This window comes from Paucibacter sp. XJ19-41 (assembly GCF_028462495.1).
In the GTDB taxonomy this organism is placed as follows: domain Bacteria; phylum Pseudomonadota; class Gammaproteobacteria; order Burkholderiales; family Burkholderiaceae_C; genus Roseateles_E.
Genome location: NZ_JAQOWX010000034.1, coordinates 1 through 21,190, shown reverse-complemented (window position 1 = coordinate 21,190; position 21,190 = coordinate 1). Strand labels below are relative to the sequence as shown.

General features: G+C 68.1%; 20 protein-coding genes and 1 pseudogene. 5 read left to right on the top strand and 16 right to left on the bottom strand.

The annotated features are described in order from the left end of the window. The first annotated feature begins 3 nt into the window (after nucleotides 1-3). A complete protein-coding gene (locus PO768_RS11145; RefSeq protein ID WP_442953214.1) occupies nucleotides 4-972 on the top strand; it encodes a Bug family tripartite tricarboxylate transporter substrate binding protein in 969 nt (322 codons plus the stop codon). On the opposite strand, the gene PO768_RS11140 is transcribed toward PO768_RS11145, so the two are convergent. Continuing rightward, the gene (locus PO768_RS11140) at nucleotides 944-1,354 is read right to left on the bottom strand and encodes a YbaN family protein (protein ID WP_272646123.1); all 411 of its coding nucleotides are present in this window, start codon (nucleotides 1,352-1,354) and stop codon (nucleotides 944-946) included. The two genes, PO768_RS11145 and PO768_RS11140, sit on opposite strands and share 29 nt — an antisense overlap. A gap of 34 nt (nucleotides 1,355-1,388) precedes the next feature. On the opposite strand from PO768_RS11140, the gene PO768_RS11135 reads away from it, so the two are divergent. The 3 genes from PO768_RS11135 (at nucleotide 1,389) to PO768_RS11125 (ending at nucleotide 4,764) form a co-directional block, all read left to right on the top strand. Continuing rightward, nucleotides 1,389-2,288 carry a LysR substrate-binding domain-containing protein gene (locus PO768_RS11135; protein ID WP_272646122.1) on the top strand — a complete coding sequence of 300 codons (900 nt, stop codon included), beginning with the start codon at nucleotides 1,389-1,391 and terminating at the stop codon, nucleotides 2,286-2,288. A 67-nt stretch (nucleotides 2,289-2,355) separates the two neighbouring features. Further along, nucleotides 2,356-3,510: an alpha-hydroxy acid oxidase gene (locus PO768_RS11130; protein WP_272646121.1), complete on the top strand. Its 1,155-nt coding sequence runs from the start codon at nucleotides 2,356-2,358 to the stop codon at nucleotides 3,508-3,510. A gap of 9 nt (nucleotides 3,511-3,519) precedes the next feature. Then, complete coding sequence (locus PO768_RS11125) at nucleotides 3,520-4,764, top strand: anion transporter (protein ID WP_272646120.1); 1,245 nt, start codon at nucleotides 3,520-3,522, stop codon at nucleotides 4,762-4,764. 6 nt (nucleotides 4,765-4,770) lie between these two features. On the opposite strand, the gene PO768_RS11120 is transcribed toward PO768_RS11125, so the two are convergent. From PO768_RS11120 to PO768_RS11060, 13 genes are all read right to left on the bottom strand, one after another. Next, nucleotides 4,771-6,129: a serine hydrolase domain-containing protein gene (locus tag PO768_RS11120; protein WP_272646119.1), complete on the bottom strand. Its 1,359-nt coding sequence runs from the start codon at nucleotides 6,127-6,129 to the stop codon at nucleotides 4,771-4,773. Between the two features lie 91 nt (nucleotides 6,130-6,220). Continuing rightward, the gene (paaZ, locus tag PO768_RS11115; RefSeq protein WP_272646118.1) at nucleotides 6,221-8,272 is read right to left on the bottom strand and encodes a phenylacetic acid degradation bifunctional protein PaaZ; all 2,052 of its coding nucleotides are present in this window, start codon (nucleotides 8,270-8,272) and stop codon (nucleotides 6,221-6,223) included. 104 nt (nucleotides 8,273-8,376) lie between these two features. Further along, nucleotides 8,377-9,534, bottom strand: coding sequence for an ABC transporter substrate-binding protein (locus PO768_RS11110; RefSeq protein ID WP_272646117.1), 1,158 nt, complete (start codon nucleotides 9,532-9,534; stop codon nucleotides 8,377-8,379). Nucleotides 9,535-9,572: 38 nt separating this feature from the next. Next, nucleotides 9,573-10,193: a TetR/AcrR family transcriptional regulator gene (locus PO768_RS11105; RefSeq protein WP_272646116.1), complete on the bottom strand. Its 621-nt coding sequence runs from the start codon at nucleotides 10,191-10,193 to the stop codon at nucleotides 9,573-9,575. 16 nt (nucleotides 10,194-10,209) lie between these two features. Then, on the bottom strand, nucleotides 10,210-11,289 hold the full coding sequence (paaE, locus tag PO768_RS11100) for a 1,2-phenylacetyl-CoA epoxidase subunit PaaE (RefSeq protein WP_272646115.1): 1,080 nt from the start codon (nucleotides 11,287-11,289) through the stop codon (nucleotides 10,210-10,212). Further along, nucleotides 11,286-11,810, bottom strand: a complete 525-nt coding sequence (paaD, locus tag PO768_RS11095; RefSeq protein ID WP_137941896.1) for a 1,2-phenylacetyl-CoA epoxidase subunit PaaD — start codon at nucleotides 11,808-11,810, stop codon at nucleotides 11,286-11,288. Before paaD ends, paaE begins: the two co-directional genes overlap by 4 nt. After that, complete coding sequence (paaC, locus tag PO768_RS11090; RefSeq protein ID WP_272646114.1) at nucleotides 11,810-12,583, bottom strand: 1,2-phenylacetyl-CoA epoxidase subunit PaaC; 774 nt, start codon at nucleotides 12,581-12,583, stop codon at nucleotides 11,810-11,812. Before paaC ends, paaD begins: the two co-directional genes overlap by 1 nt. Nucleotides 12,584-12,593: 10 nt before the next feature. Then, nucleotides 12,594-12,896, bottom strand: a complete 303-nt coding sequence (paaB, locus tag PO768_RS11085) for a 1,2-phenylacetyl-CoA epoxidase subunit PaaB (RefSeq protein ID WP_137941894.1) — start codon at nucleotides 12,894-12,896, stop codon at nucleotides 12,594-12,596. Beyond that, nucleotides 12,893-13,900 carry a 1,2-phenylacetyl-CoA epoxidase subunit PaaA gene (gene paaA / locus PO768_RS11080; protein WP_272646113.1) on the bottom strand — a complete coding sequence of 336 codons (1,008 nt, stop codon included), beginning with the start codon at nucleotides 13,898-13,900 and terminating at the stop codon, nucleotides 12,893-12,895. Before paaA ends, paaB begins: the two co-directional genes overlap by 4 nt. Nucleotides 13,901-13,911: 11 nt before the next feature. Then, on the bottom strand, nucleotides 13,912-15,222 hold the full coding sequence (paaK, locus tag PO768_RS11075; RefSeq protein WP_272646112.1) for a phenylacetate--CoA ligase PaaK: 1,311 nt from the start codon (nucleotides 15,220-15,222) through the stop codon (nucleotides 13,912-13,914). Continuing rightward, nucleotides 15,219-15,656 carry a hydroxyphenylacetyl-CoA thioesterase PaaI gene (gene paaI, locus PO768_RS11070; protein ID WP_137941891.1) on the bottom strand — a complete coding sequence of 146 codons (438 nt, stop codon included), beginning with the start codon at nucleotides 15,654-15,656 and terminating at the stop codon, nucleotides 15,219-15,221. Before paaI ends, paaK begins: the two co-directional genes overlap by 4 nt. A 6-nt stretch (nucleotides 15,657-15,662) precedes the next feature. Then, complete coding sequence (locus PO768_RS11065) at nucleotides 15,663-16,475, bottom strand: enoyl-CoA hydratase-related protein (RefSeq protein ID WP_272646111.1); 813 nt, start codon at nucleotides 16,473-16,475, stop codon at nucleotides 15,663-15,665. Between the two features lie 115 nt (nucleotides 16,476-16,590). Then, nucleotides 16,591-19,071: a sensor domain-containing diguanylate cyclase gene (locus tag PO768_RS11060; protein WP_272646110.1), complete on the bottom strand. Its 2,481-nt coding sequence runs from the start codon at nucleotides 19,069-19,071 to the stop codon at nucleotides 16,591-16,593. 119 nt (nucleotides 19,072-19,190) lie between these two features. Here PO768_RS11060 and PO768_RS11055 point away from each other — a divergent pair, with 119 nt between their 5' ends. Beyond that, nucleotides 19,191-19,802: a phenylacetic acid degradation protein PaaY gene (locus PO768_RS11055; protein ID WP_272646109.1), complete on the top strand. Its 612-nt coding sequence runs from the start codon at nucleotides 19,191-19,193 to the stop codon at nucleotides 19,800-19,802. Here PO768_RS11055 and PO768_RS11050 read toward each other — a convergent pair. Further along, a complete protein-coding gene (locus tag PO768_RS11050) occupies nucleotides 19,780-20,598 on the bottom strand; it encodes a TIGR03915 family putative DNA repair protein (RefSeq protein ID WP_272646108.1) in 819 nt (272 codons plus the stop codon). The two genes, PO768_RS11055 and PO768_RS11050, sit on opposite strands and share 23 nt — an antisense overlap. After that, nucleotides 20,595-21,190, bottom strand: a pseudogene (locus PO768_RS11045) (putative DNA modification/repair radical SAM protein); the annotation flags it as partial. The pseudogene PO768_RS11045 and the gene PO768_RS11050, both read right to left, overlap by 4 nt.

Here is a 21,190-nt window from a genome sequence, read left to right as displayed (position 1 = left end):
GAGATGACGATCAAGACTTTCAAGCACCTGGCCCTGATGCTGGCCGCCCTGTCGCTAAGCTCGGTGGCGCTGGCCCAGCCCTACCCGGCCAAGCCACTGACCTTTGTCGTGCCCTTTGCGGCCGGCAGCGCCACCGACCAGTTGGCCCGTGCGCTGGGCCAGAGCCTGGGCGAGCAGAGCAAGCAGACCGTGGTGGTCGACAACAAGGCCGGTGCCAGCGGCATGCTGGCGGCGCAGGCGGTGGCGCGCGCGCCGGCCGACGGCTACACGGTATTGATTACCACCAACACCACCCACGCGGCCAACGAGCATCTGTACAAGAAACTGGGCTACGACCCGGTCAAGGATTTCGCGCCGATCACTGCGCTGGGCAAGGGCGGCCAGGTGCTGGTCGTCAACCTCGCCTCGCCCTACAAGAGCGTGTCCGAGCTGCTGGCCCAGGCCCGCAAGACACCGGGCAAGCTCAGCTTCGGCAGCGGCAGTTCGTCGAGCCGGGTGGCCGGCGAGATGCTGCAGCAGTTGGCCGGCGTGCAGCTGCTGCATGTGCCCTACAAGAGCAATCCGCAGGCCGTTACCGACCTGCTGGGCGGCCAGATCGATCTGATGATCACCGACACCGCCACCGGCCTGCCCCAGATCCGCGGCGGCAAGCTGCGCGGCCTGGCGGTCTCGATCAACAAGCGCATGGCCCTGCTGCCCGAGCTGCCCACCATCGCCGAAGCCGGCGTGCCCGGCTATGACATGGGCTACTGGTTCGCCGCCTATACGCCCGCCGGCACGCCGCCGGCCGTGGTGCAGCGCCTGCAGGAACTGCTGGCCAAGGCGGTGCAGAGTCCGGCCGCCAAGAGCTTCTTTGAGAGCAGCGGCGCCGAGCCCTACACCACCACGCCCGAGGGCCTGGCCCAGTTCCAACGCGAGGAAGCCCTCAAATGGGGCCGCATCATCAAGGCGGCGGGGATAGCGGCCGAGTAGGCAGGGACCACATCCAGGCCGCCACTGCCGCGCAGCAGGCCCCGGGCAACCAGCACCAGGCCAGTGGCAGGGCATAGGCTGCCCACAGCGAGCTCAGCGCCATCATCGCGGTGGCGAACTGCTTGGCCCGCAGTGGGATGGCGCGGGTGGCCCGCCAGTCGCGCACGACAGGGCCCAGGCGCGGATGGTTCAGCAGCCAGTCCTCGCAGCGCCGGCTGCCGCGCGAGAAGCAGAAGGCCGCCAGCAGCACGAAGGGCGTGGTCGGCAGCAGCGGCAGGAAAATGCCGACGATGCCCAGCAGCAAGCACACGCCGCCGGCCAGCAGCCACAGGGCGCGCAGCCAGGTGGGGCGTCGGGACAGGGCCAGCTCGGTCGAGGTCATCGGCCAAATCTTCGCACAGGGCTACAGTGCAGCCATGAATGAGCCCGCCGACCTGCGCTACCCCTCCATCGACGCCCTGCGCGCCTTCGAGGCTGCGGCCCGGCTAGGCAGTCTGGAGCGGGCCGCCGAGGCCTTGTGTATCAGCGCCAGCGCGGTGTCCAAGCGCCTGACGGCGCTGGAAGAGCTGCTGGGCACGGCGCTGCTGATGCGCGCCGGCAAGCAGCTCAGCCCCAGCCCCGCCGGCAAGGAGTATCTGCAGCAGGTGCGAGGCGTGCTGGCCGCGTTGGCCGCCATGCCCTTGCACCAGCGCGCCGCGCAGCGCCAGCAGCGCCTGCGCATCACCGTGCCGCCGACCTTCGCGCGCCAGATCCTGGTGCCCGCCCTGCCCGGCTTCAGCGCCGCCCATCCCGAGCTGGAGCTCGAACTGGTACTGAGCATCCCGTTCCTGGAGGAGACGGCGCCCGAGGCCGATGTCGAGATCCGCAATGCCGAGCTGAGCGAGGGTCAGGTCTTGCTGATGGATCGCGTCACGCCGATGGCCGCCCCCGCCTTGCTGGCGCGCCTGCCGACACTGGCCCAGCCGGCCGACCTCGCGGCCGCGCCGCTGCTGCGCACGCCCTTGCAGCCCTGGGCGCCCTGGCTGCGTGCGGCCGGTCTGGACTGGCCCGAGCCCAGCCAGGGCACACGCTTTGTCGACCTGGGCCTGACCCTGGAAGCCGCCGTCTGCGGCCAGGGCGTGGCACTGGCCCGGCCCAGCCTGGCCCTGCCTTATCTGCGCAGCGGCGCGCTGGTGCGACCGTTCCCGCTGAGCGTGCCGGCCGACAAGCCCTACGGCCTGCTGCAGCACAGCGACAGCGCGGCCGCCGAGGCCTTTGCCGCCTGGCTGCACGCGCACTGCCGACGGCTGGCGGAAGAAATTTCCGCGCTGACCTGAACAAGATTCCGCGGCCGCCAGGGTCGGCTGGTCTAGCATGCGGCAAGCAAACAAGGAGACGCTGCCCATGCCCGTGATCACCTGCATCGAAGACCTGCGCGTGCTGGCCCAGAAACGGGTGCCGCGCATGTTCTACGACTATGCCGATTCGGGCAGCTGGACCGAGAGCACCTACCGCGCCAACAGCGCCGACTTCCAGGCCATCAAGCTGCGCCAGCGCGTGGCGGTGAACATGGAGAACCGCAGCTGCGCCACCACCATGGTGGGCCAGGCCGTCAAGATGCCGGTGGCCATCGCGCCGGTGGGCCTGACCGGCATGCAGCATGCCGATGGCGAGATCCTGGCGGCGCGGGCGGCCGAGAAGTTCGGCGTTCCCTTTACCTTGTCGACGATGAGCATCTGCTCGATCGAGGACATCGCCGAGCACACCAGCGCGCCCTTCTGGTTCCAGCTCTATATGATGCGCGACCGCGAGGCGATGGCCCGCATGATCGAGCGCGCGCGCGCCGCGCGCTGCAGCGCCCTGGTGCTGACGCTGGACCTGCAGGTGATAGGCCAGCGCCACAAGGACCTGAAGAACGGCCTGACCGCACCGCCCAAGCCCACCTTGCGCAATCTGATCAATCTAGCGAGCAAGCCGCGCTGGTGCCTGGGCATGGCCGGCACACGCCGCCACACCTTCCGCAATCTGGTCGGCCATGTGAAGGGCGTCAGCGATATGCGTTCGCTGGCGGCCTGGACCAATGAGCAATTCGACCCGCGCTTGTCCTGGGCCGATGTGGCCTGGGTCAAGGAGCGCTGGGGCGGCAAGCTGATCCTGAAGGGCATCATGGATGTTGAGGACGCCGAGCTGGCTGTGGCCAGCGGCGCCGACGCCATCGTCGTCAGCAACCATGGTGGCCGCCAGCTCGACGGCGCGCCCTCCAGCATCCAGGCGCTGCCAGCCATCGTCGCGGCCGTGGGCTCGCGCATCGAGGTCTGGATGGACGGCGGCATACGCGGCGGCCAGGACGTGCTGAAGGCCTGGGCCCTGGGTGCGCGCGGCACGATGATTGGCCGCGCGATGGTCTACGGCCTGGGTGCGATGGGCGAGGCCGGCGTCACCCGCGCGCTAGAGATCCTGTACAAGGAGCTGGATGTCACGATGGCTTTTTGCGGCCACACGCAGCTCAGCCAGGTTGGCCGCGACATCCTGCTGCCCGGCACTTTTCCCCGAGCCTAGAATCGCCGGATGTCTGAATTCCATCCGCAGACCGCCATCGTCCTGGCGGTCTTTTTCATTGTCTATCTGGGCATGATCCTGGGCGGCCTGCCCCGGCTGCATCTGGACCGCACCGGTGTGGCCCTGCTGGGCGCCATCGCCATCGTCGGCTTCGAGGTGATGACGCCCGAGCAGGCGGCCCAGTCCATCCACCTGCCCACCATCTTGCTGCTGTTCTCCTTCATGGTGATCTCGGCGCAGATGCGGCTGGGCGGCTTCTATGACGCGGTGACGCGCCGCATCGCCGCGCTGCCGCTGGGCTCGATGGGGCTGATGGGCGTGATCATCGCGGTCTCGGCCCTGCTGTCGGCGGTGTTCTCCAACGACATCGTCTGCCTGGCGATGGCGCCGGTGCTGGCCGAGGTCTGCCTGCGCCGCCGGGTCGACCCCATCCCCTTTCTGCTGGGCCTGGCCTGCGCCAGCAATATCGGCTCGGCCGCCACCTTGATAGGCAACCCGCAGAACATGCTGATCGGCGAGGTGCTGCGCCTGCCCTTCGCGGCCTATCTATGGCAGGCCCTGCCGCCGGTGGCGGCCGGCCTGCTGGCGCTGTGGGCGCTGCTGGCCTGGCCGCTGCGTCGCCCGGCCGCGCTGCTCCAAGCCAGCCCGGCCCAGTTGCAGGCGCTGCAGACCGAGGCCACGCCGCTGGACCGCTGGCAGACCGCCAAAGGCCTGATCGTCGCGCTGGCCCTGGTGGCGATCTTTCTGTTCACCGACTGGCCGCGCGATGTGGCCGCCCTGGTCGGCGCCGGCCTGCTGCTGCTGAGCCAGCGATTTCACTCCTCCAAGGTGATGGGCCTGATCGACTGGGAGCTGCTGATCCTGTTCATGGGCCTGTTCGTCGTCAACCATGCGCTGGAGCTGACCGGGTTGACCCAACAGACCGTGGCCTGGCTGGCCACGCAGGGCATCGACCTGAGCCAGCCGCTGGCGCTGTTCATCGCGACGCTGGGCCTGTCCAACCTGGTTTCCAATGTGCCGGCCGTGATGCTGCTGCTGCCGGCTGCCGAGGGTGCACATGCCGGCGCGACGCTGGCCCTGGTCAGCACCATGGCCGGCAATCTGCTGATCGTCGGCTCGATCGCCAACATCATCGTCGTCGATGCCGCGCGGCGCTGCGGCATCGAGATCGACTGGCGCCGCCATGCCCGCACCGGCGTGCCGGTGACGGTGCTGACGCTGGCGATCACCGCGATGTGGGTGGCGCGCCTCTGACGCGCCTCAGCGGGCCCTGCCCCAGAGCAGCGCTTGCAGACGCTCTTCCCACAGCGGGAAACTCGAGTAGCGCCCAGGGTGCGCGGCTGGGTCGGCGCCGCTGCCACCGATCGCATAGGCGATGCCGTGGCCGGTGGCCGGATCCAGCAGCAGGCCGGACTGCAGCCCATAGGCAAAGCCCAGATGACCCCAGGCCTGCTGGCCGCCGGCTTCGACCAGGCGATCCCCGCGCCCGCCCTGGCTGCGATCAATGAAGTGCTGGAGGCCCAGGCCCCAGGCCTGGAACAAGCCGTCCAGCGGGTCGCCGTTGGGCGCCGCCGCCTCATAGCGCCACTGCTCGCTGAACAGGGCCTGCACCGAGGCGGGCTGCAGAAAGCGCCGTCCCTGATGGCGCCCACCGGCGGCCAGCATCGCCGCCACCGTGCCCAGATCGGCCACCCGTGTGCGCAGGCGTCCCTGCGGGCCGAACAGCGAGCCATTGCTGCCGAGCAGATAGCCGTCCAGTCCGCTGGGCGGCGCCGGACGCTGGCTGCGGAAGTCATCGGTCTGCACGACCCAGGGGCCGGCGGTGTGCCAGCGCGCCTCGTCGTCGGTGGCGCGCTTGCGGTACAGGGTGGCGAGATTCGCCAGCTCGGCCGCGCCCAGCTGGCTGGGCTCGAACCCGCCAACCAGGCCCAGCGGCGACATCACCTGCTCGCGCATCAGCACATCGAAGCGCTGGCCGGCGGCGCGCTCCATCACGCTGGCAATCACGCCGTAGTTCAGATTGCTGTACTCGAAATACGCGCCCGGCGCCTGCGCGGGTGGCGACCAGGATTCGCCGCGCCCGAAATCAGCACCACCCGGCAGCAGCTTGGACGCCAACGTCTGCCCCACCGTCAGATAGGCTCCGCCGGCATCGCGCAGCCCGGCGCGGTGGCTCAGCAGCAGGCGCAGGCTCAGGCGCTGCGCCGGGAACGCCGGATGGCGCAGCGCAAAACCCAGGGCCTCGCCGATGTCGGCATCCAGGTCCAGAACGCCGGCCTCGACCAGGCGCAGCACCCCCAGCGCGACGACCAGCTTGCTGACCGAGGCGACGCGGAACAAGGTGTCGCGGGTGACAGGCAAGTCCTGACCCCGATCCTCGCCCGGCGCGATCCAGCGCCGGCCGAACTGGCCCTCGTAGACCGGCTGTCCGGCGCGCATCACCAGCACCGACAGGCTGGCCAGCGGGCACTGCGGGTCGTCGAGCAGCTCTTGCAAGCGGGCCGGCAGCCGCGCATCGCTGCCGCTGTCAGTTGCGCAGCCGGGCATCGCGCAGAGCAACGCACCCGTCTTCAGCAGACGGCGGCGCCGCACATTGGGGGAAGGAGGTTTCGCAGGCATGGCCGCAGTGTGCCCAGCCTCGCGCGCCGGGTGGCTGAGATTCTGTGCTGCGGCCATGCATGGGGGTTATGCGCTGGCCCGCAGCGCGCGCTCAGGCCGCCTGCTTCTTCGCCACCAGGGTCAGAATGTCATAGCTGGCCACCAGCTCGCCGCGCTGGTTCATCACCTGCACGTCCCAGGCGACCACACCTTGCGCCGGTTGATCGGGACGGTTGCCACGATCAATGCGGCGCTTGCAGGTCAGGCGGGCCTGGATGGTGTCGCCAATGGCCACCGGGTTGACGAAGCGCAGCGTGTCCAGGCCGTAATTGGCCAGCACCGGCCCCGGGGCCGGCGAGACGAACAGGCCGGCCGCCGCGCTGAGCACGAAGTAGCCGTGCGCGATGCGCTGGCCGAACTGGGTGTCCTTGGCCGCGATCTCGTCGAAGTGCATATAAAAGAAGTCGCCCGAGATGCCGCCGAAGTTGACGATATCGGCCTCGCTGACGGTGCGCCGGTGCGTCAGCAGCGAGTCACCGATCTGGATTTCCTCGAAGTGCTTGCGGAAAGGATGGATCGCATCCTCCTGCACCTTGGCGCCGCGCTGGTACTCGCCGGTGATGGCGGTCAGCATGGTCGGTGAGCCCTGCACCGCACAGCGCTGCAGATAGTGCTTGACGGCACGGATGCCCCCCAGCTCCTCGCCACCGCCGGCGCGGCCCGGGCCGCCGTGCTTGAGCGCCGGCATCGGCGAGCCGTGGCCGGTGGACTCCTTGGCCGCCTCGCGGTCGAGGATGTGCAGGCGGCCATGGAAGGCGCCGGCGTGATAGACCGCCTCGGCTGCAATCGTCGGGCTCTTGGTGACGACGGAGCCGACCAGGCTGCCACGGCCCTTGGCGGCCAGGGCCAGGGCCTCGTCCAGATCACCATAAGGCATCAGCGTGGAGACGGGGCCGAAGGCCTCAAGCTCATGCACCGCCGGGTTGCTGAAGGCATCGCGGCACAGCAGCAGCGTGGGTGCGAAGAAGGCACCGTCGCCGACGCCCTCACCGATGGGCGCAAAGCCATCGCGCTCGCCGAACACGATCTCGTTGCCGGCGCTCAGCTGGGCCAGGCGCGCGGCCACATCGGCCTGCTGCTCCTTGGAGGCCAGCGCCCCCATGCGCACGCCCTCGATGGCCGGGTCGCCGACCCGGATCTTGGCCAGGCGCTCGCGCAGCATCGCGGCCACCGCGTCGATATGGCGGGCCGGCACGATGGCGCGACGGATGGCCGTGCATTTCTGGCCGGCCTTGGCGCTCATCTCGCGCGCCACTTCCTTGACGAAGAGCTCGAACTCCGGATCTCCGGGCTCCACATCGGGCGCCAAGATGGCGCAGTTCAGGCTGTCGGCCTCGGCATTGAAGGGGATGCTACGGGCCACGATGTTTTTGTTGACCTTGAGCATCGCGGCGGTGTCGGCCGAGCCGGTGAAGGTCACCACGTCGGTCTCGCTCAAGCGGTCCAGCAGATCGCCGGAACTGCCAACGATCAGTTGCAACGCGCCGGCCGGCAGCAGGCCCGACTCATGGATCAGGCGCACGCAGGCCTCGGCCACAAAGCTGGTGGCGGTGGCCGGCTTGACGATGCAAGGCATGCCCGCCAGGAAGCTGGGCGCGAACTTTTCCAGCATGCCCCACATCGGGAAATTGAAGGCATTGATGTGCACGGCCACACCGCGTTTGGGCACCAGCACATGGGAGCCGATGAAGCTGCCCTCGCGGCCGAGTGGCACGGCGGGGCCTTCGTGGACGATATTGCTGGAGGGCAACTCGCGCCGGCCGGTGCTGGCGTAGGCAAACAAGGTGCCGGTGCCGCCCTCGATATCGATCCAGCTGTCGGCGCGGGTGGCACCGGTATGCGCCGAGATTGCGTACAGCTGCTCTTTGCGCTCCACCAGATAGGCGGCCAGGGCCTTCAGGATGGCGGCGCGCTGCTGGAAGTCCAGCTTCAGCAGCGCGGGCAAGGCCTGACCCCGGGCATAGGCCAGCGACTCCGCGAAGTCCAGGCTCTCGGCATGGGTCTGGGCCACGGCGCGGCCATTGATGGCGCTGTGCAGGCTGCGGCCCGGCTCGGCCCCCACCCAGCGGTTGGCGATCAGGCTTTGGAGGATGGGAGTACTCATGACAATCTCAGCAAGTAAAACAGTCTTGACCAGGGTATCGGGCCGGCGAAGGGCGTAAGAAGCGGGCTGAGATCAGCCCGCCTAGCAGTCAGCTGCCGCTGCGATCAGGGTTGATATTTCCAGGCGCCGTTCTCGATCTTGACCATCACGCGGGCGCGCTGATCCAGGCCCAGGTGGTCGGTGGGAGACATATTGAACACGCCGTGCGCACCGGGCAACTCCTTCACGCCTTCCAGCGCGTCGCGCAGCGCGGCGCGAAAGGCCGGCGTGCCCGGCTGGGCGCCGCTCTTCAGCGCGACCGGAACGGCGGCCTGCAGCAGCAGACCGGCATCCCAGGCATGGCCGCCGAAGGTCGAGACGCTGCCCTTGCCGAAGGCTGCTTCGTACTTGGCGATATAGGCCAGCGCGCTCTTCTTCACCGGGTGGCTGGCCGGCAACTGGGCCGCCACCAGCACCGGGCCGGACGGCAGGAAGGTGCCCTCGACGTCCTTGCCGCCGACACGCAGGAAGTCGTTATTGGCCACGCCATGGGTTTGGTAGTACTGGCCCTTGTAGCCGCGCTCCTTCAGCGCCTTCTGCGGCAGCGCGGCCGGCGTACCAGAGCCGCCGATCAGCACCGCATCGGGCTTGGCCGCGACCAGCTTCAGCACCTGGCCGGTCACCGAGGTGTCATTGCGGTTGTAGCGCTCGTTGGCAACAATCTTCAGGCCCTTGATGGCAGCGATCTTGGCGAATTCCTGGTACCAACCTTCGCCGTAGGCATCGGCAAAGCCGATGTAGGCGGCGGTCTTGGCGCCGTTGTCCACCATGTGCTGGACGATGGCCAGGGCCATCATGATGTCATTCTGCGGCGTCTTGAAGACCCATTTCTTCTTAGCGTCCATGGGCTCGACGATACGGGCCGAGGCGGCCATCGAGATCATCGGCGTGCTGGCCTCGGAGACGGCGTCAATCATCGCCAGCGAGTTCGGTGTCACGGTGGAGCCCACCACCACATCGACCTTGTGCTCGGTGATCAGCTTGCGGGTGTTGGAGACCGCCGCCGTGGTGTCGGAAGAGTCGTCCAGCACGATGTAGTTGATCTTCTGGCCCGCGATGGTGGTGGGCATCAGCGTGATGGTGTTCTTCTCCGGGATGCCCAGCGACGCGGCGGCGCCGGTGGCCGACACCGTCACGCCGACATTGATGTCGGCCTGCGCGGCGAAGGCCACGGCGGCAGCGGCCAGGGCCACCAGGTTCTTGATCATGTTGTTGCGCTTCATCGTCATCGTCTCCAAGGGTTTGTTTTGCACTGACTCAACTACTCAACAAGAGCGGCCGGCTTGCTGGCCTGCACCGCGCCCAATCCGCCAAAGAACAGGTCGGCCACCATAGGCGCCACCGATTCGTAACTCAATTCACCATCAGGCCGCAGCCAGGTGAAGGTCCAGTTGATCATGCCAAACAGCAGCATGGTCAAAGGCTTGTGCAGGCGCGCGGCCTGCAGCTCCGGGCGAACTGCGGCCACCGCCTCGGCAAAGGCCGCCACCACCTGACGCTCGACCAGCAGCAGGCGCTCGCGGTCGGCATCGTCGAGGAATTTCACATCCTCAGTCAGCACCCGGTGCTGGTGCTGTGCCTCGCCATATTCCCGCACAAAGCGCGCGATCAGCGCGCGCAGATGCGCCTCGGGGGCCAGGTCTTGCGCGCGCACCTCCTCGACCAGACCGGCCAGGCTCTGCACATGGCTCTCGCAGATCTGCATCAAGAGCTCATGCTTGTCGCGCACATAGTGATACAGCGTCGGCTTGGAGACCTCGCAGGCCTCGGCCACCTCATTCATCGAGGTGCCGGGATAGCCCTTGCGCGCGAACAGTCGTGCGGCGGCGGCGAGGATCTCCTCGCGGGTGGATTCGAAACCTGGGGCGCGTCCTCGGGCCATGTGCGTGTTCGTGTGCTCAGCGTTCGTCGAAGGAAATCACCACGCGCGGCGTCAGCGCATGGGCTTGGCAGCTGAGGATAAAGCCGGCCGCCAGCTCTTTCTTGTCGAGCGCGAAATTCTTGTCCATGCGCACCTCGCCCTCGATCAGCTTGCAGCGGCAGGTCGAGCAGACCCCGCTCTTGCACGAGAACGGCACGTCCATGCCGGCGCGGGCCGCAGCACCCAGGATGCTGGGGTCGGTCTTGCTGAACTCAATTTCGCGGCTGACGCCGTCACGTATCACTGTGACGCGGGCGCTGTCGGCATCGCCCTCGCGCACCTCGTGCGGCGCCGGCTTGCCGGTCTGCATCTCGACCGTGCCAAAGCGCTCGATATGGATGCGCTCCTCGGGCACGCCGCTCGCCAGCAGCGCCGCCTCGACCTCGTCATTCATCTGGAAGGGGCCGCAGACGAAGACCTGGTCGATCCCGGCGGCCGGCACCAGGGTCTGCAGGAACTCGGCGATCTTGGCGCGGTCCATGCGACCGGCCATCAGCGGCGAATCGACCGCCTCGCGCGAGAATACATGGTGTAGCGACAGCCGCGTCAGGTACTGGTTCTTCAGGTCCTCGATCTCTTCCTTGAACATCGTCGAGGCCTGGCGGCGGTTGCCATAGATCAGCGTGAAGCGCGACAGCGGCTCGCGCGCCAGCACCGTCTTCATGATGGACAGGATGGGCGTGATGCCCGAGCCGGCCGCGATGCCAACATAGTGGCGGCGAGCGGCAGCGTCCAGCGGCGCAAAAAAACGACCCTGTGGCGGGAACACCTGGATCTCGTCGCCGGCCTTCAGGGCCTGGTGCACCCAGGACGAGAACACCCCGCCCTCGACCTTGCGAACGCCGACGCGCAGCTCGCCATCATCGACGCCGGCGCAGATCGAGTAGGAGCGGCGCAGGTCCTGGCCGGCCACCTCGTGGCGCAGGGTCAGGTATTGCCCCTGGGTGAAGCGGAAGGTCTCGCTCAGTTCGGCGGGCACCTCGAAACTGACGATCACGGCCTCCTCGGTATCGGGCCGGACCTCGCGCACGCGCAGCGGATGGAAGTGGAGGCTCATAGCGGTTTGAAGTGCTCAAAGGGTTCGCGGCAGGCCATGCAGCGGTACAGCGCCTTGCAGGCGGTGGAGCCGAAGGCCGAGAGTTTTTCGGTCTGCTCGCTGCCGCAGCGTGGGCAGGCCAGCTTGGTCAGCGAGGCGCGGTGCACCAGCCGGATCGGCTGGCCCTGGCCCGCAGCGACCGGCCCCGGCGGGGCAATGCCATAGGCGCGCAGCTTCTCGCGGCCCGCGTCGCTGATCCAGTCGGTGGTCCAGGCCGGGGCGCGCTGCATCGTGATCTCGATCTCGCCGAAGGCGGCCAGCGCGGCACGCACATCGTCCTGAATCAGCTCGGTGGCCGGGCAGCCCGAGTAGGTGGGCGTCAGCACCACCTCCAGGCCACCGGCGGTTTCCTTCAGATCGCGCACGATGCCCAGTTCGCACAGGCTGATCACCGGCACCTCAGGGTCCGGGACCTGGCGCAGCACCTCCCAGGCGGCTTCGAGCCGGCCGCAGGCGGGGCCGTGCGCGCTGGCCTGGTTCATCACCACCGGCCTCCGGGGTAGGCACGCTGCAGATACTGCAGGCTTGCCAGCATATGGCCCATATGCTCGCTATGGATGCCGCGACGGCCTTGGCTCTGATAGGGGCTGTCCTTGGGGCAAGCCAGGCCGGCATCGGCCAGCACCTCGGCCATCTGGGCCTGCCATGCGGGCTTCAGTTCGGACCAGGCGGGACCCAGGCCTTGCGCGGCCGCGGCGGTGTCGACCGCATCGCTGTCGAACAGTTCGTTGAAGTAGGGCCAGAGGCTGGCCAGTGCGGCCTGCATGCGAGCGGCGGACTCCTCGGTGCCGTCGCCCAGGCGCACGACCCAGTCGGCAGCATGCTGCTGGTGATAGGCGGCTTCCTTGACGGCCTTGCCGGCGATCGCCGCCAGCTCGGCATCGCTGGAGCTCTGCAGGCGCTGCCACAGCAGCAGCAGCCAGGTCGCGACCGCGAAATTGCGCAGCTGGGTGTAGGCGAAGTCACCGCGCGGCAGCTCCATCAGCACCGGGTTCAGGTACTGGCGCTCGTCGCGCAGAAAGGCCAGCTGGTCCTCGTCATGGCCCTGGCCGTCGAGCTCGGCGGCATGGGTCAGCAGGCCGCGGGCCTGGCCCAGGAGGTCCAGCGCCATATTCGACAAGGCCAGATCCTCTTCCAGGATGGGCGCGTGGCCGCACCATTCGGAGATGCGCTGGGCCAGCACCAGGCAGCTGTCGCCGAGGCGCAGCAGGTACTGGACTTCGGGGCTCGCGCCCACATTGATTGATGCAGCCATGGTGGACCGATTACATATGGTTCAGGGATTCGGGCAGCTCGTAGAAGGTCGGGTGGCGGTACACCTTGTCCTCCATCGGGTCGAAATACATGCCTTTCTCGCCCGGGTCGCTGGCGACGATCTGGCTGGACAGCACCACCCAGATGCTGGTGCCTTCCTGGCGCCGGGTATAGACATCACGCGCCATCTGCAGCGCCATCTTGGCGTCGGCCGCATGCAGGCTGCCGCAATGCTTGTGGTCCAGGCCCGCCTTGTTGCGCACGAAGACTTCCCACAGCGGCCATTCGGTCTGGGTCGAGGTATTGCTAGTCATGCTGCTTGTTCCTTGGTTGCTTGCTTGCGCGCATGGGCCAGCGCGGCCTCGCGCACCCAGGCGCCGTCGTCCCAGGCCTTGACGCGGGCGCCCAGGCGCTCGCGGTTCATCGGGCCGTCGCCATTGACGACACGCCAGAACTCGGCCCAGTCGATCGCGCCGAAGTCGTGTTCGCCGCGCTCGGCATTCCACTTCAGATCGGGGTCGGGCAGGGTCACGCCGAGGATGTCGGCCTGCGGCACCGTGGCGTCGACAAACTTCTGGCGCAGCTGGTCATTGGTGATGCGCTTGATGCCCCAGCGGATCGACTGCTCGGAGTTCGGCGAGTCCTTGTCGGCCGGGCCGAACATCATCAGCGAGGGCCACCACCAGCGGTTCACCGCGTCCTGCACCATGGCCTTCTGCTCGGCCGTACCCTCGCGCATGATCACCAGCAGGCTCTCATAGCCCTGGCGCTGGTGGAAGCTCTCCTCGCGGCAGACACGGATCATCGCCCGCGCATAGGGCGCATAGGAGCAGCGGCACAGCGGCACCTGGTTCATGATGGCCGCCCCGTCCACCAGCCAGCCGATCACGCCGATATCGGCCCAGGTCACGGTGGGGTAGTTGAAGATCGAGCTGTACTTGGCCTTGCCCGAATGCAGCGCGTCCAGCATCTGGTCGCGGCTGGTGCCCAGCGTCTCGGCGGCCGAGTACAGATACAGGCCGTGGCCGGCCTCGTCCTGCACCTTGGCCAGCAGAATGGCCTTGCGCTTGAGCGTGGGCGCGCGGGTGATCCAGTTGCCCTCGGGCAGCATGCCGACGATCTCGCTGTGCGCATGCTGGCTGATCTGGCGCACCAGGGTCTTGCGGTAGTGATCCGGCATCCAGTCCTTGGCCTCAATGAAGTCGCCGGCTTCAATGCGGGCCTCGAAGGCCGCCTCGCGCTGCATCTCCTCGGCGCTCTTGATCTTGCTGCTGCTCGGCGCGTCCTGCGGACCGACGCTCATGGCTTGGGTGTACATATGAAAGCTCCTTACTTCGGACGCTGGTCGATCACGCGGCGGGCCTTGCCCACCAGCGTGCGTTCGATCGAATCGGGGGCGCCGATATGCACCTTGGTGCTGACGCCGATCAGGGTCTTGATGCGGTGCTGCAGCGATTTGGCAATGGCGCCGACATCGGCCGCGCCGACCGCCGCCTGCTGCAGCTCGCAGCGCACCTCGACCGCATCCAGCAGGCCTTCGCGGCTGACGACGATCTGGTACTGACCGCTCAGCTGCACCTCCTGCAGCACCAGCTCCTCGATCTGGGTCGGGAACAGATTGACGCCGCGGATGATCAGCATATCGTCGCTGCGGCCGACGATCTTGCCCATGCGGCGCATGCTGCGCGAGGTCGGTGGCAGCAGCCGCGTCAGGTCGCGGGTGCGGTAGCGGATGATGGGCAAGGCTTCCTTGGAGAGCGAGGTGAAGACCAGTTCGCCCTCCTCGCCGTCCGCCACCGGTGCGCCGGTCTCGGGGTTGATGATCTCGGGATAGAAATGGTCTTCCCAGATCACCGGGCCGTCCTTGGACTCGATGCACTCGTTGGCAACACCTGGCCCCATCACCTCGGACAGGCCGTAGATGTCGACCGCGTCGATGCCGGCCTTAGCCTCGATCTCGCGGCGCATCGCCTCGGTCCAGGGCTCGGCGCCGAAGATGCCGACCTTCAGCGAGGACTCGCGCGCATCGAGGCCCTGGCGATTGAACTCCTCGATGATCACCTGCATATAGCTGGGCGTGACCATGATGATGTCGGGCTGGAAGTCCTGGATCAGCTGCACCTGCTTCTCGGTCTGGCCGCCGGACATCGGGATCACGGTGCAGCCGGCGCGCTCGGCGCCGTAGTGCGCACCCAGGCCGCCGGTGAATAGGCCATAGCCGTAGGCGATATGAATGATGTCGCCGGGCCGCCCGCCGGAGGCGCGGATCGAGCGGGCCACCAGATTCGCCCAGGTGTCGATGTCTTTGGCGGTGTAGCCGACCACGGTGGGCTTGCCGGTCGTGCCCGATGAGGCATGGATGCGCGAGACCTGCTGGCGCGGCACCGCGAACATGCCGAAGGGGTAGTTGTCGCGCAGGTCCTTCTTGGTCGTGAACGGAAACTTGGCGATATCGGCCAGGCTCTTCAGATCCGAGGGGTGCACGCCATGGGCATCGAAGGCGGCCTTGTAGTGCGGTACGTTCTCATAGGCATGCTGCAGGCTCCACTTCAGGCGCTGCAGCTGCAGGGCCTGCAGCTCATCCAGGCTGGCGCGCTCGATAGGCTCCAGATCGCCAGGGGCGGGCGTTTTGACGGTCATTCAGAGACTCCTTGAACGATGGGCTTGCCCTTGATCCGGTAGGACTTGCCGCGAAACACGGCCACCAGTTCCTCGCGCTGGTTGCGCACGGTGATGTCGTAGACACCGGTGCGCCCGGCCAGATGCACTTCCTCGCCGACGGCGGTCAGCCGGTCGCCCAGCTTGCCGGGCGCGACGATGTCGACGCTAAATCCCGAGGCCACGGTGAGCTCGTTGTGCGAGTTGCAGGCGAAGGCAAAGGTCGAGTCGGCCAAGGTGGTGATCAGGCCGCCGTGGCAGATCTCAAAGCCGTTGAGCATGTCCTCACGCACCGTCATGGCCAGCGTGGCGCGACCCGGAGCGATGGACAGGATCTCCATCCCGAGCGCCTTGCTGGCGCGGTCGTTCGCGAACATCGCATCGCGGACGGCTTCGGCAATTTGTTGGGCATCCATGGGCTGTCAGCGGTCCGTGAACGTGGGCTTGCGCTTTTGCAGGAAGGCGGCCGTGCCTTCCAGATAGTCGGGGCTGAAGCCCAGCCGGCTCTGCAGCTGCGACTCGTTCTTCAAGGCCGACTCGTAGTCCATCAGCAGGCTGTCGTCCAGGGCCCGGCGCGTCGCGGCCAGGGCCTTGACCGGCATCTGCGCCAGCTTCTGCGCCAGCGCCTGCGTCGTGGCGGCCAGCTCGGCATCAGGCACGGCACGGTAGATCAGCCCCATGGCCTGCGCCTCGGCGGCCGGCAGCTTGTCGCCCAGTAGGGCCAGCTCCAACGCCTTGGCGCGGCCGACCAGGCGCGGCAGCAGCCAGGTGCCGCCGCAGTCGGGCACCAGGCCAATCTTCGAGAAGGCCTGGATGAAGCTCGCGCCCTCGGCCGCCAGCACCAGATCGCAACTCAGCGCCAGGCTGGCGCCGGCGCCGGCCGCCACGCCGTTGACCGCAGCGATCACCGGAATCGGCATGCTGCGCAGGCGCAGCGCCAGCGGGATGTAGTAGTTGTCGAGCAGATGGCCGATGTCCTTGGGCGTCTCTCCGGGCTCCAGCGGCGGCTTGATCAGCGGGTCGGACAGATCCTGGCCGGCGCTGAAACCGCGCCCCTCACCGGTGATCACGACACAGCGCACCGTGCCGTCCTCGGCGGCGGCTTCCAGGGCCTGGCGCAGCTGCACCAGCAGCGCAGTGGTGAACGCATTCAGCGCCGCAGGGCGATTCAGCGTCAGGGTGCGCACGGCGCCCTCTTGGCTGATCAGCAGCAAGGCCTCGGTGGTGGCTGTCATCGTGTTTGTCTCACTCCATCGCTGCCGGCCAAACACTCTTGACCGACCGGTCGGTAGATATTAACGGCCAGCTTGACCCAGCGCAAGCCCGCAGGGCTACGGGACTACCCGGAGTTCAGGCGGCGGCCAGCTGCAGACGGTTGCGTCCGGCCCGCTTGGCCTCGTAAAGCGCGGCGTCGGCCGCCGCCAGCAGTTGCGCCGCGTCCGGCCCATGGCCGGGATAGGCCGCCAGGCCGAAGGAGGCGGTCACCTGCAACTGCTGAGCACCTACCAGCAGCGGGAGCGCCGCGATCGCGGCCCGCAAAGCCTCGGCACGCGCCGCTGCCGAGGCCAGATCGGCGCGCGGCAACACGACGACGAACTCCTCGCCGCCATAGCGGCAGGCCAGGTCCTCCTGCCGGGTCTGGGCGCTCAGACAACGCCCGACCGCCGCCAGCACCTGATCGCCCGCCTCGTGGCCATGCTGATCGTTGAAGCGCTTGAAGTGATCGACATCGATCAGCATCAGCGCCAGGCTGCCGCCCTCGCGCCGCGCCCGCGCCAGCTCGCGCGGCAGGCTTTCGTCAAGAAAACGCCGGTTGCGCAGCCCGGTCAGCTTGTCGCGCAGGGCCTGATCCCGCAGGCGTTCGCGCATGCGCAGATTCACCAGCGTCACCGCCACCTGTTCGGCCGCCGCCACGGCCACCAAACGCAGCGGCGCGTCGGGTCCGAGCAATTCGTCGCCGGCCTCCAGGCAGAGCAGCCCGACCAGCTCGTTCATCGCCAGCAGCGGCAAACACAGCGTCCCGGTGCCACCAGCCCCGTGATGGGTGCAGCGCAAGGCCAGGCCCTCGGCCGCATAGGGCTTGGAGCGTCGCAGCCCCCAGCAGTCGTGGGGCGCGAACTGATCGACCGAGGCCCGCCCCTGCTCACCCCAATGCCGGCGCAGCTGCAGGCAGCCGCTCACCGGGTCCAGCAGGTAGAAGGCGCCGCCGCAGCCCGGCTCCAGCGCCGGGAAACCGCGCGCCACCACCTCGGCCACCTCGTCCGCGTCATGGCAGGACTGCAGCGTGGAGCTCATCGTGCCCAGCAATTCGACCAGGCGTTTCTGGGCGCTGACTTGCTGCATCCCTTGCTGCAACTCCTCGTTGGCGCGTTCGGTCGCCAGACGCTGCGCCTGCAAGCGCTCGGCGGCGGCGCGCTGTTCGGTCAGCTCCTCGATGACCCAGATCGAGCCCCGCCGCTCGTCGCCGGGCAGCAGCTTGCCGTGCATCGCGCACCAGACCTGCCGGCCATCCTTGGCCCGCAGCGCCAGCTCGAAGTCCAGCGGCTGCCCGCTGTGCCGGCGTTCGCGCACCTGTGTCTCAATCTGCTGATAAGCCTCGGCCGAGGGGTAGAGCTGGCTGGCCGGCAGCCCTGCCAGCGCCTCGATCTCATAGCCGAGGATGTCGGCGAAGCGCCGGTTGCAGCGATACAGCCGCGCACCCCGGACATGGACGATGCCGGTCAGCGCATTGTCGAACACCGCCATCTGCTCGGCCGACAAGGCACCGAGACTCAGCGCGGTGCGGCGCTGGCGTGCCCAGGCGCGCGCCAGCGACACGGTCAGCACCGTGATCGTCAGCCCGCCCAGGCCGACCAGGGCCAGCGCCAGCATGCCGGCCCCGCCGCCGACATTCTTGGGGACCAGATAGACATGCCAGGTGCGGCCGCCCACCTCCAGCACCCGGCGCAGGCTCTCGGGGCGCGCGATCGCTTGCGCGCTATCGCCCAGAGCGCTGTCGCTGTCATACATCAGGTTCGCCGGCGTCGGCGACCATTCCTCGACCGGCCCGTCATCCAGACCGGCGTCGTGAATGACGATGCGAAGCCGGGCGGTGACGCTGTCATCGAGCAGCCCGTCGAGCAGATTGCCCACCCGATACACCACGGCCACAAAGCCGCGCAAGGCCTCGCGTCGCTGCTGGGTGTCGGCCGGCTCGCTGCCACTGCGGTAGATCGGCAGGCGCAGCACAAAGGCGGCGGCCCCGCTGGGATCCTGGATCAGCCGGACCCGCTCGGTGGCCACCAACCGGCCACTGTCGCGCCCCTGCTCCAGCGCGCGCTTGTGCGAGGGCAGATTCGCCAGATCGAAGCCGAGCGCACGCTCATTGCCTGCCACCGGCTCGGTGTAGTCGATCAGGTAGTGCACCGGTTCATCGGCTGCCGGGCGAAGCCTCAGGTCCTGGCGCAAGGCCGCAGGCAGCAGCGGATCGCTGCGCAGGCCGCGCTCGAAGTCCGCCAATTCCGCCTGTGTCACCAGACGCACAAATTGCACCGCCTGCACGGCGGGCAGGCGCACATGCGGCCGCCAGCGCTCGACATAGCTGCGAAACGCCGCCCGGTCGATCAGGCTGGTCCGGGTATTGAACAAGCCGGCCAGGCCGTGCAACACCTCGGCATGGGCGTTCAGACGGCGCTGGATGCCATTGCTGATCTCGCCGGCGCTGAGTTGGGCCTCGGTCTCGACGCGTTGGCGCTCGGAGGCATGCAACCGGAGCACCACGACCCCGGTCAGCAGCAGACCGAGCAGCACGATGGCGGCGACCATGGCCGTTTCCGAGCTCTTGTTCCGCATCGGCTCCTCCCAAGCACGATCCCGATCAGCCATGCTAGCGGTGCGCGGTGCCGTGCGAAGAGGGTGTTGACCCGAGGTCGCTCGCTATGATTGCCCGACCTCGAATTCCTCCCACCGCCATGCCCTGCTATGCCATCGACGGCGTCACCCCGGTCGTCCATCCCAGTGCCCATGTCCATCCGACGGCCGTGCTGATCGGCGATGTGATCGTCGGACCCGGCTGCTATATCGGCCCGTGCGCCTCGCTGCGCGGCGACTTCGGCCGCATCGTGCTGATGGAGGGCGCCAATGTTCAGGACACTTGCGTGATCCATGGCTTTCCGAAGTCGGAGACCGTCGTCGAGGCCAACGGCCATATCGGCCATGGCGCGGTGCTGCATGGCTGCGTGGTGCGGCATGACGCGCTGGTCGGCATGAACGCGGTGGTGATGGACGAGGCCGAGGTCGGGGCCTGGAGCATCGTCGCGGCCTGCGCTTTCGTGCGCGCCGGACTCAAACTGCCGGAGAAATCGCTGATCGCCGGACTGCCGGCCAAGGTGATGCGGCCGCTGAGCGAGGACGAGATGCGCTGGAAGCTGGAGGGCACCCAGACCTACCAGCAGCTGACCCGGCGCTGCCAGGCCAGCCTGGTCGAGGTGCCTCCGCTGGCGGCCGAAGAAGCCAACCGGCCGCGCCTGCCGGATTCGAACTACGGCACGCTGCAGGCGCTCAAGGGCGGCGCATCGGCTTGATGCGCCGCGCCGGCGTGGGCTGAGCTTCCACCATGGCCTCGCTGCGCGCCTGCGCCGCCGCAGACAGCGGTGCGATCAGCGCCGCCTCGGGCAGGTTCTTCCAGTAGCGGCGCGGCATCTCCTTGGTCATCATCGCGAGCTTGAGTCGGGCCGGGTTGAAGATGTTCTCGTAATAGGTCAGCCACAGCCCGGCGCCCGGATCGGCCGGCGGCAGGCCGCTGCGGTCCACGCCGGGGCCGGTGTGCAGGCGCTCGCCGTCCCATTCGATCGAGCAGCCAGGCGTGAAGATGGCCCAGCGCATCTGCGCGAAGCGGCGCACGAAGAACGGGGCATTGGCCTCGACCACATGGTGCTCGGGCTCGAACCAGGCGATATGGCGCAGCGCCTCGCCCTCGCCATGGGGGAAGAAGCGCACAAAGGCGCGCATCTTGTGGATCTCGCGGCCCACCTCGCGCGCCAGCTGGGCGGCGGCACGGCGATCCGGGTCGAGCTCGTCCCGCCGCAAGACCTCGTCGCACTCGCTCACGAGCCGCCAGAGCAGCCTGTAGAGCAGATGAAAGCGGTCCGGGTCGCGATGCAGCAGCGCGGACTCGCACAGCGGCGCCATCCAGGCCGGCACGCTGAAAGGCTTCGCGGGAGCGTCGTCGATGACGACCGCATCATCCGCCCACAGCCCTTGTGTGCCGCTCTCGGTCCGCCAGACCAGCTGATCAGGGGCGATGCCCCGCGTCAACAGCTGGCGCGCCGCGCGCCTGAAACCGTCGATATCGATCGGCCCCTGAAGGCTGACGATCATGCGAACAAGGTCTGCTGGCGCGGAGCCGGCCGCGCCGGCGTGCCGGGTTTGTGGCCGTCCACGCAGACAAAGGGCAGGACCTTGCCCGGCGAGACCCGCAGCGCCCTCAGATCCTCGACGCGCAAGCGCCGCACGCGGCGCGCCTGCAGAAGTTTGTCCACCGAGCCGACGCCCAGGCCCGGCACGCGCAGCAACAGCTCGCGCGGTGCGGCATTCAGATCGACCGGGAAGCGCTCCGGATGCGCCTGCGCCCAAGCCAGCTTGGGATCGACGTCCAGGCGCAGCAGCCCGTCATCGGCCGCGATGATCTCGCGGTGATCGAAGCCGTAAAAGCGCATCAGCCAGTCGGCCTGGTAGAGCCGGTGCTCGCGCATCAGCGGCGGCGCGATCAGCGGCAAGGCCCGCGATGCATCGGGAATCGGGCTGAAGGCCGAGTAATAGACGCGCCGCATCCGGTACTGGCCGTACAGCGCGGCGCTGCTGGCCAGGATGCTGCGGTCGTCGCTGGCATCGGCGCCGACAATCATCTGCGTGCTCTGGCCGGCCGGCGCAAAGCGCGGCGGGGTGGCCGCGCGCGGCGCGGCGCCCGGCA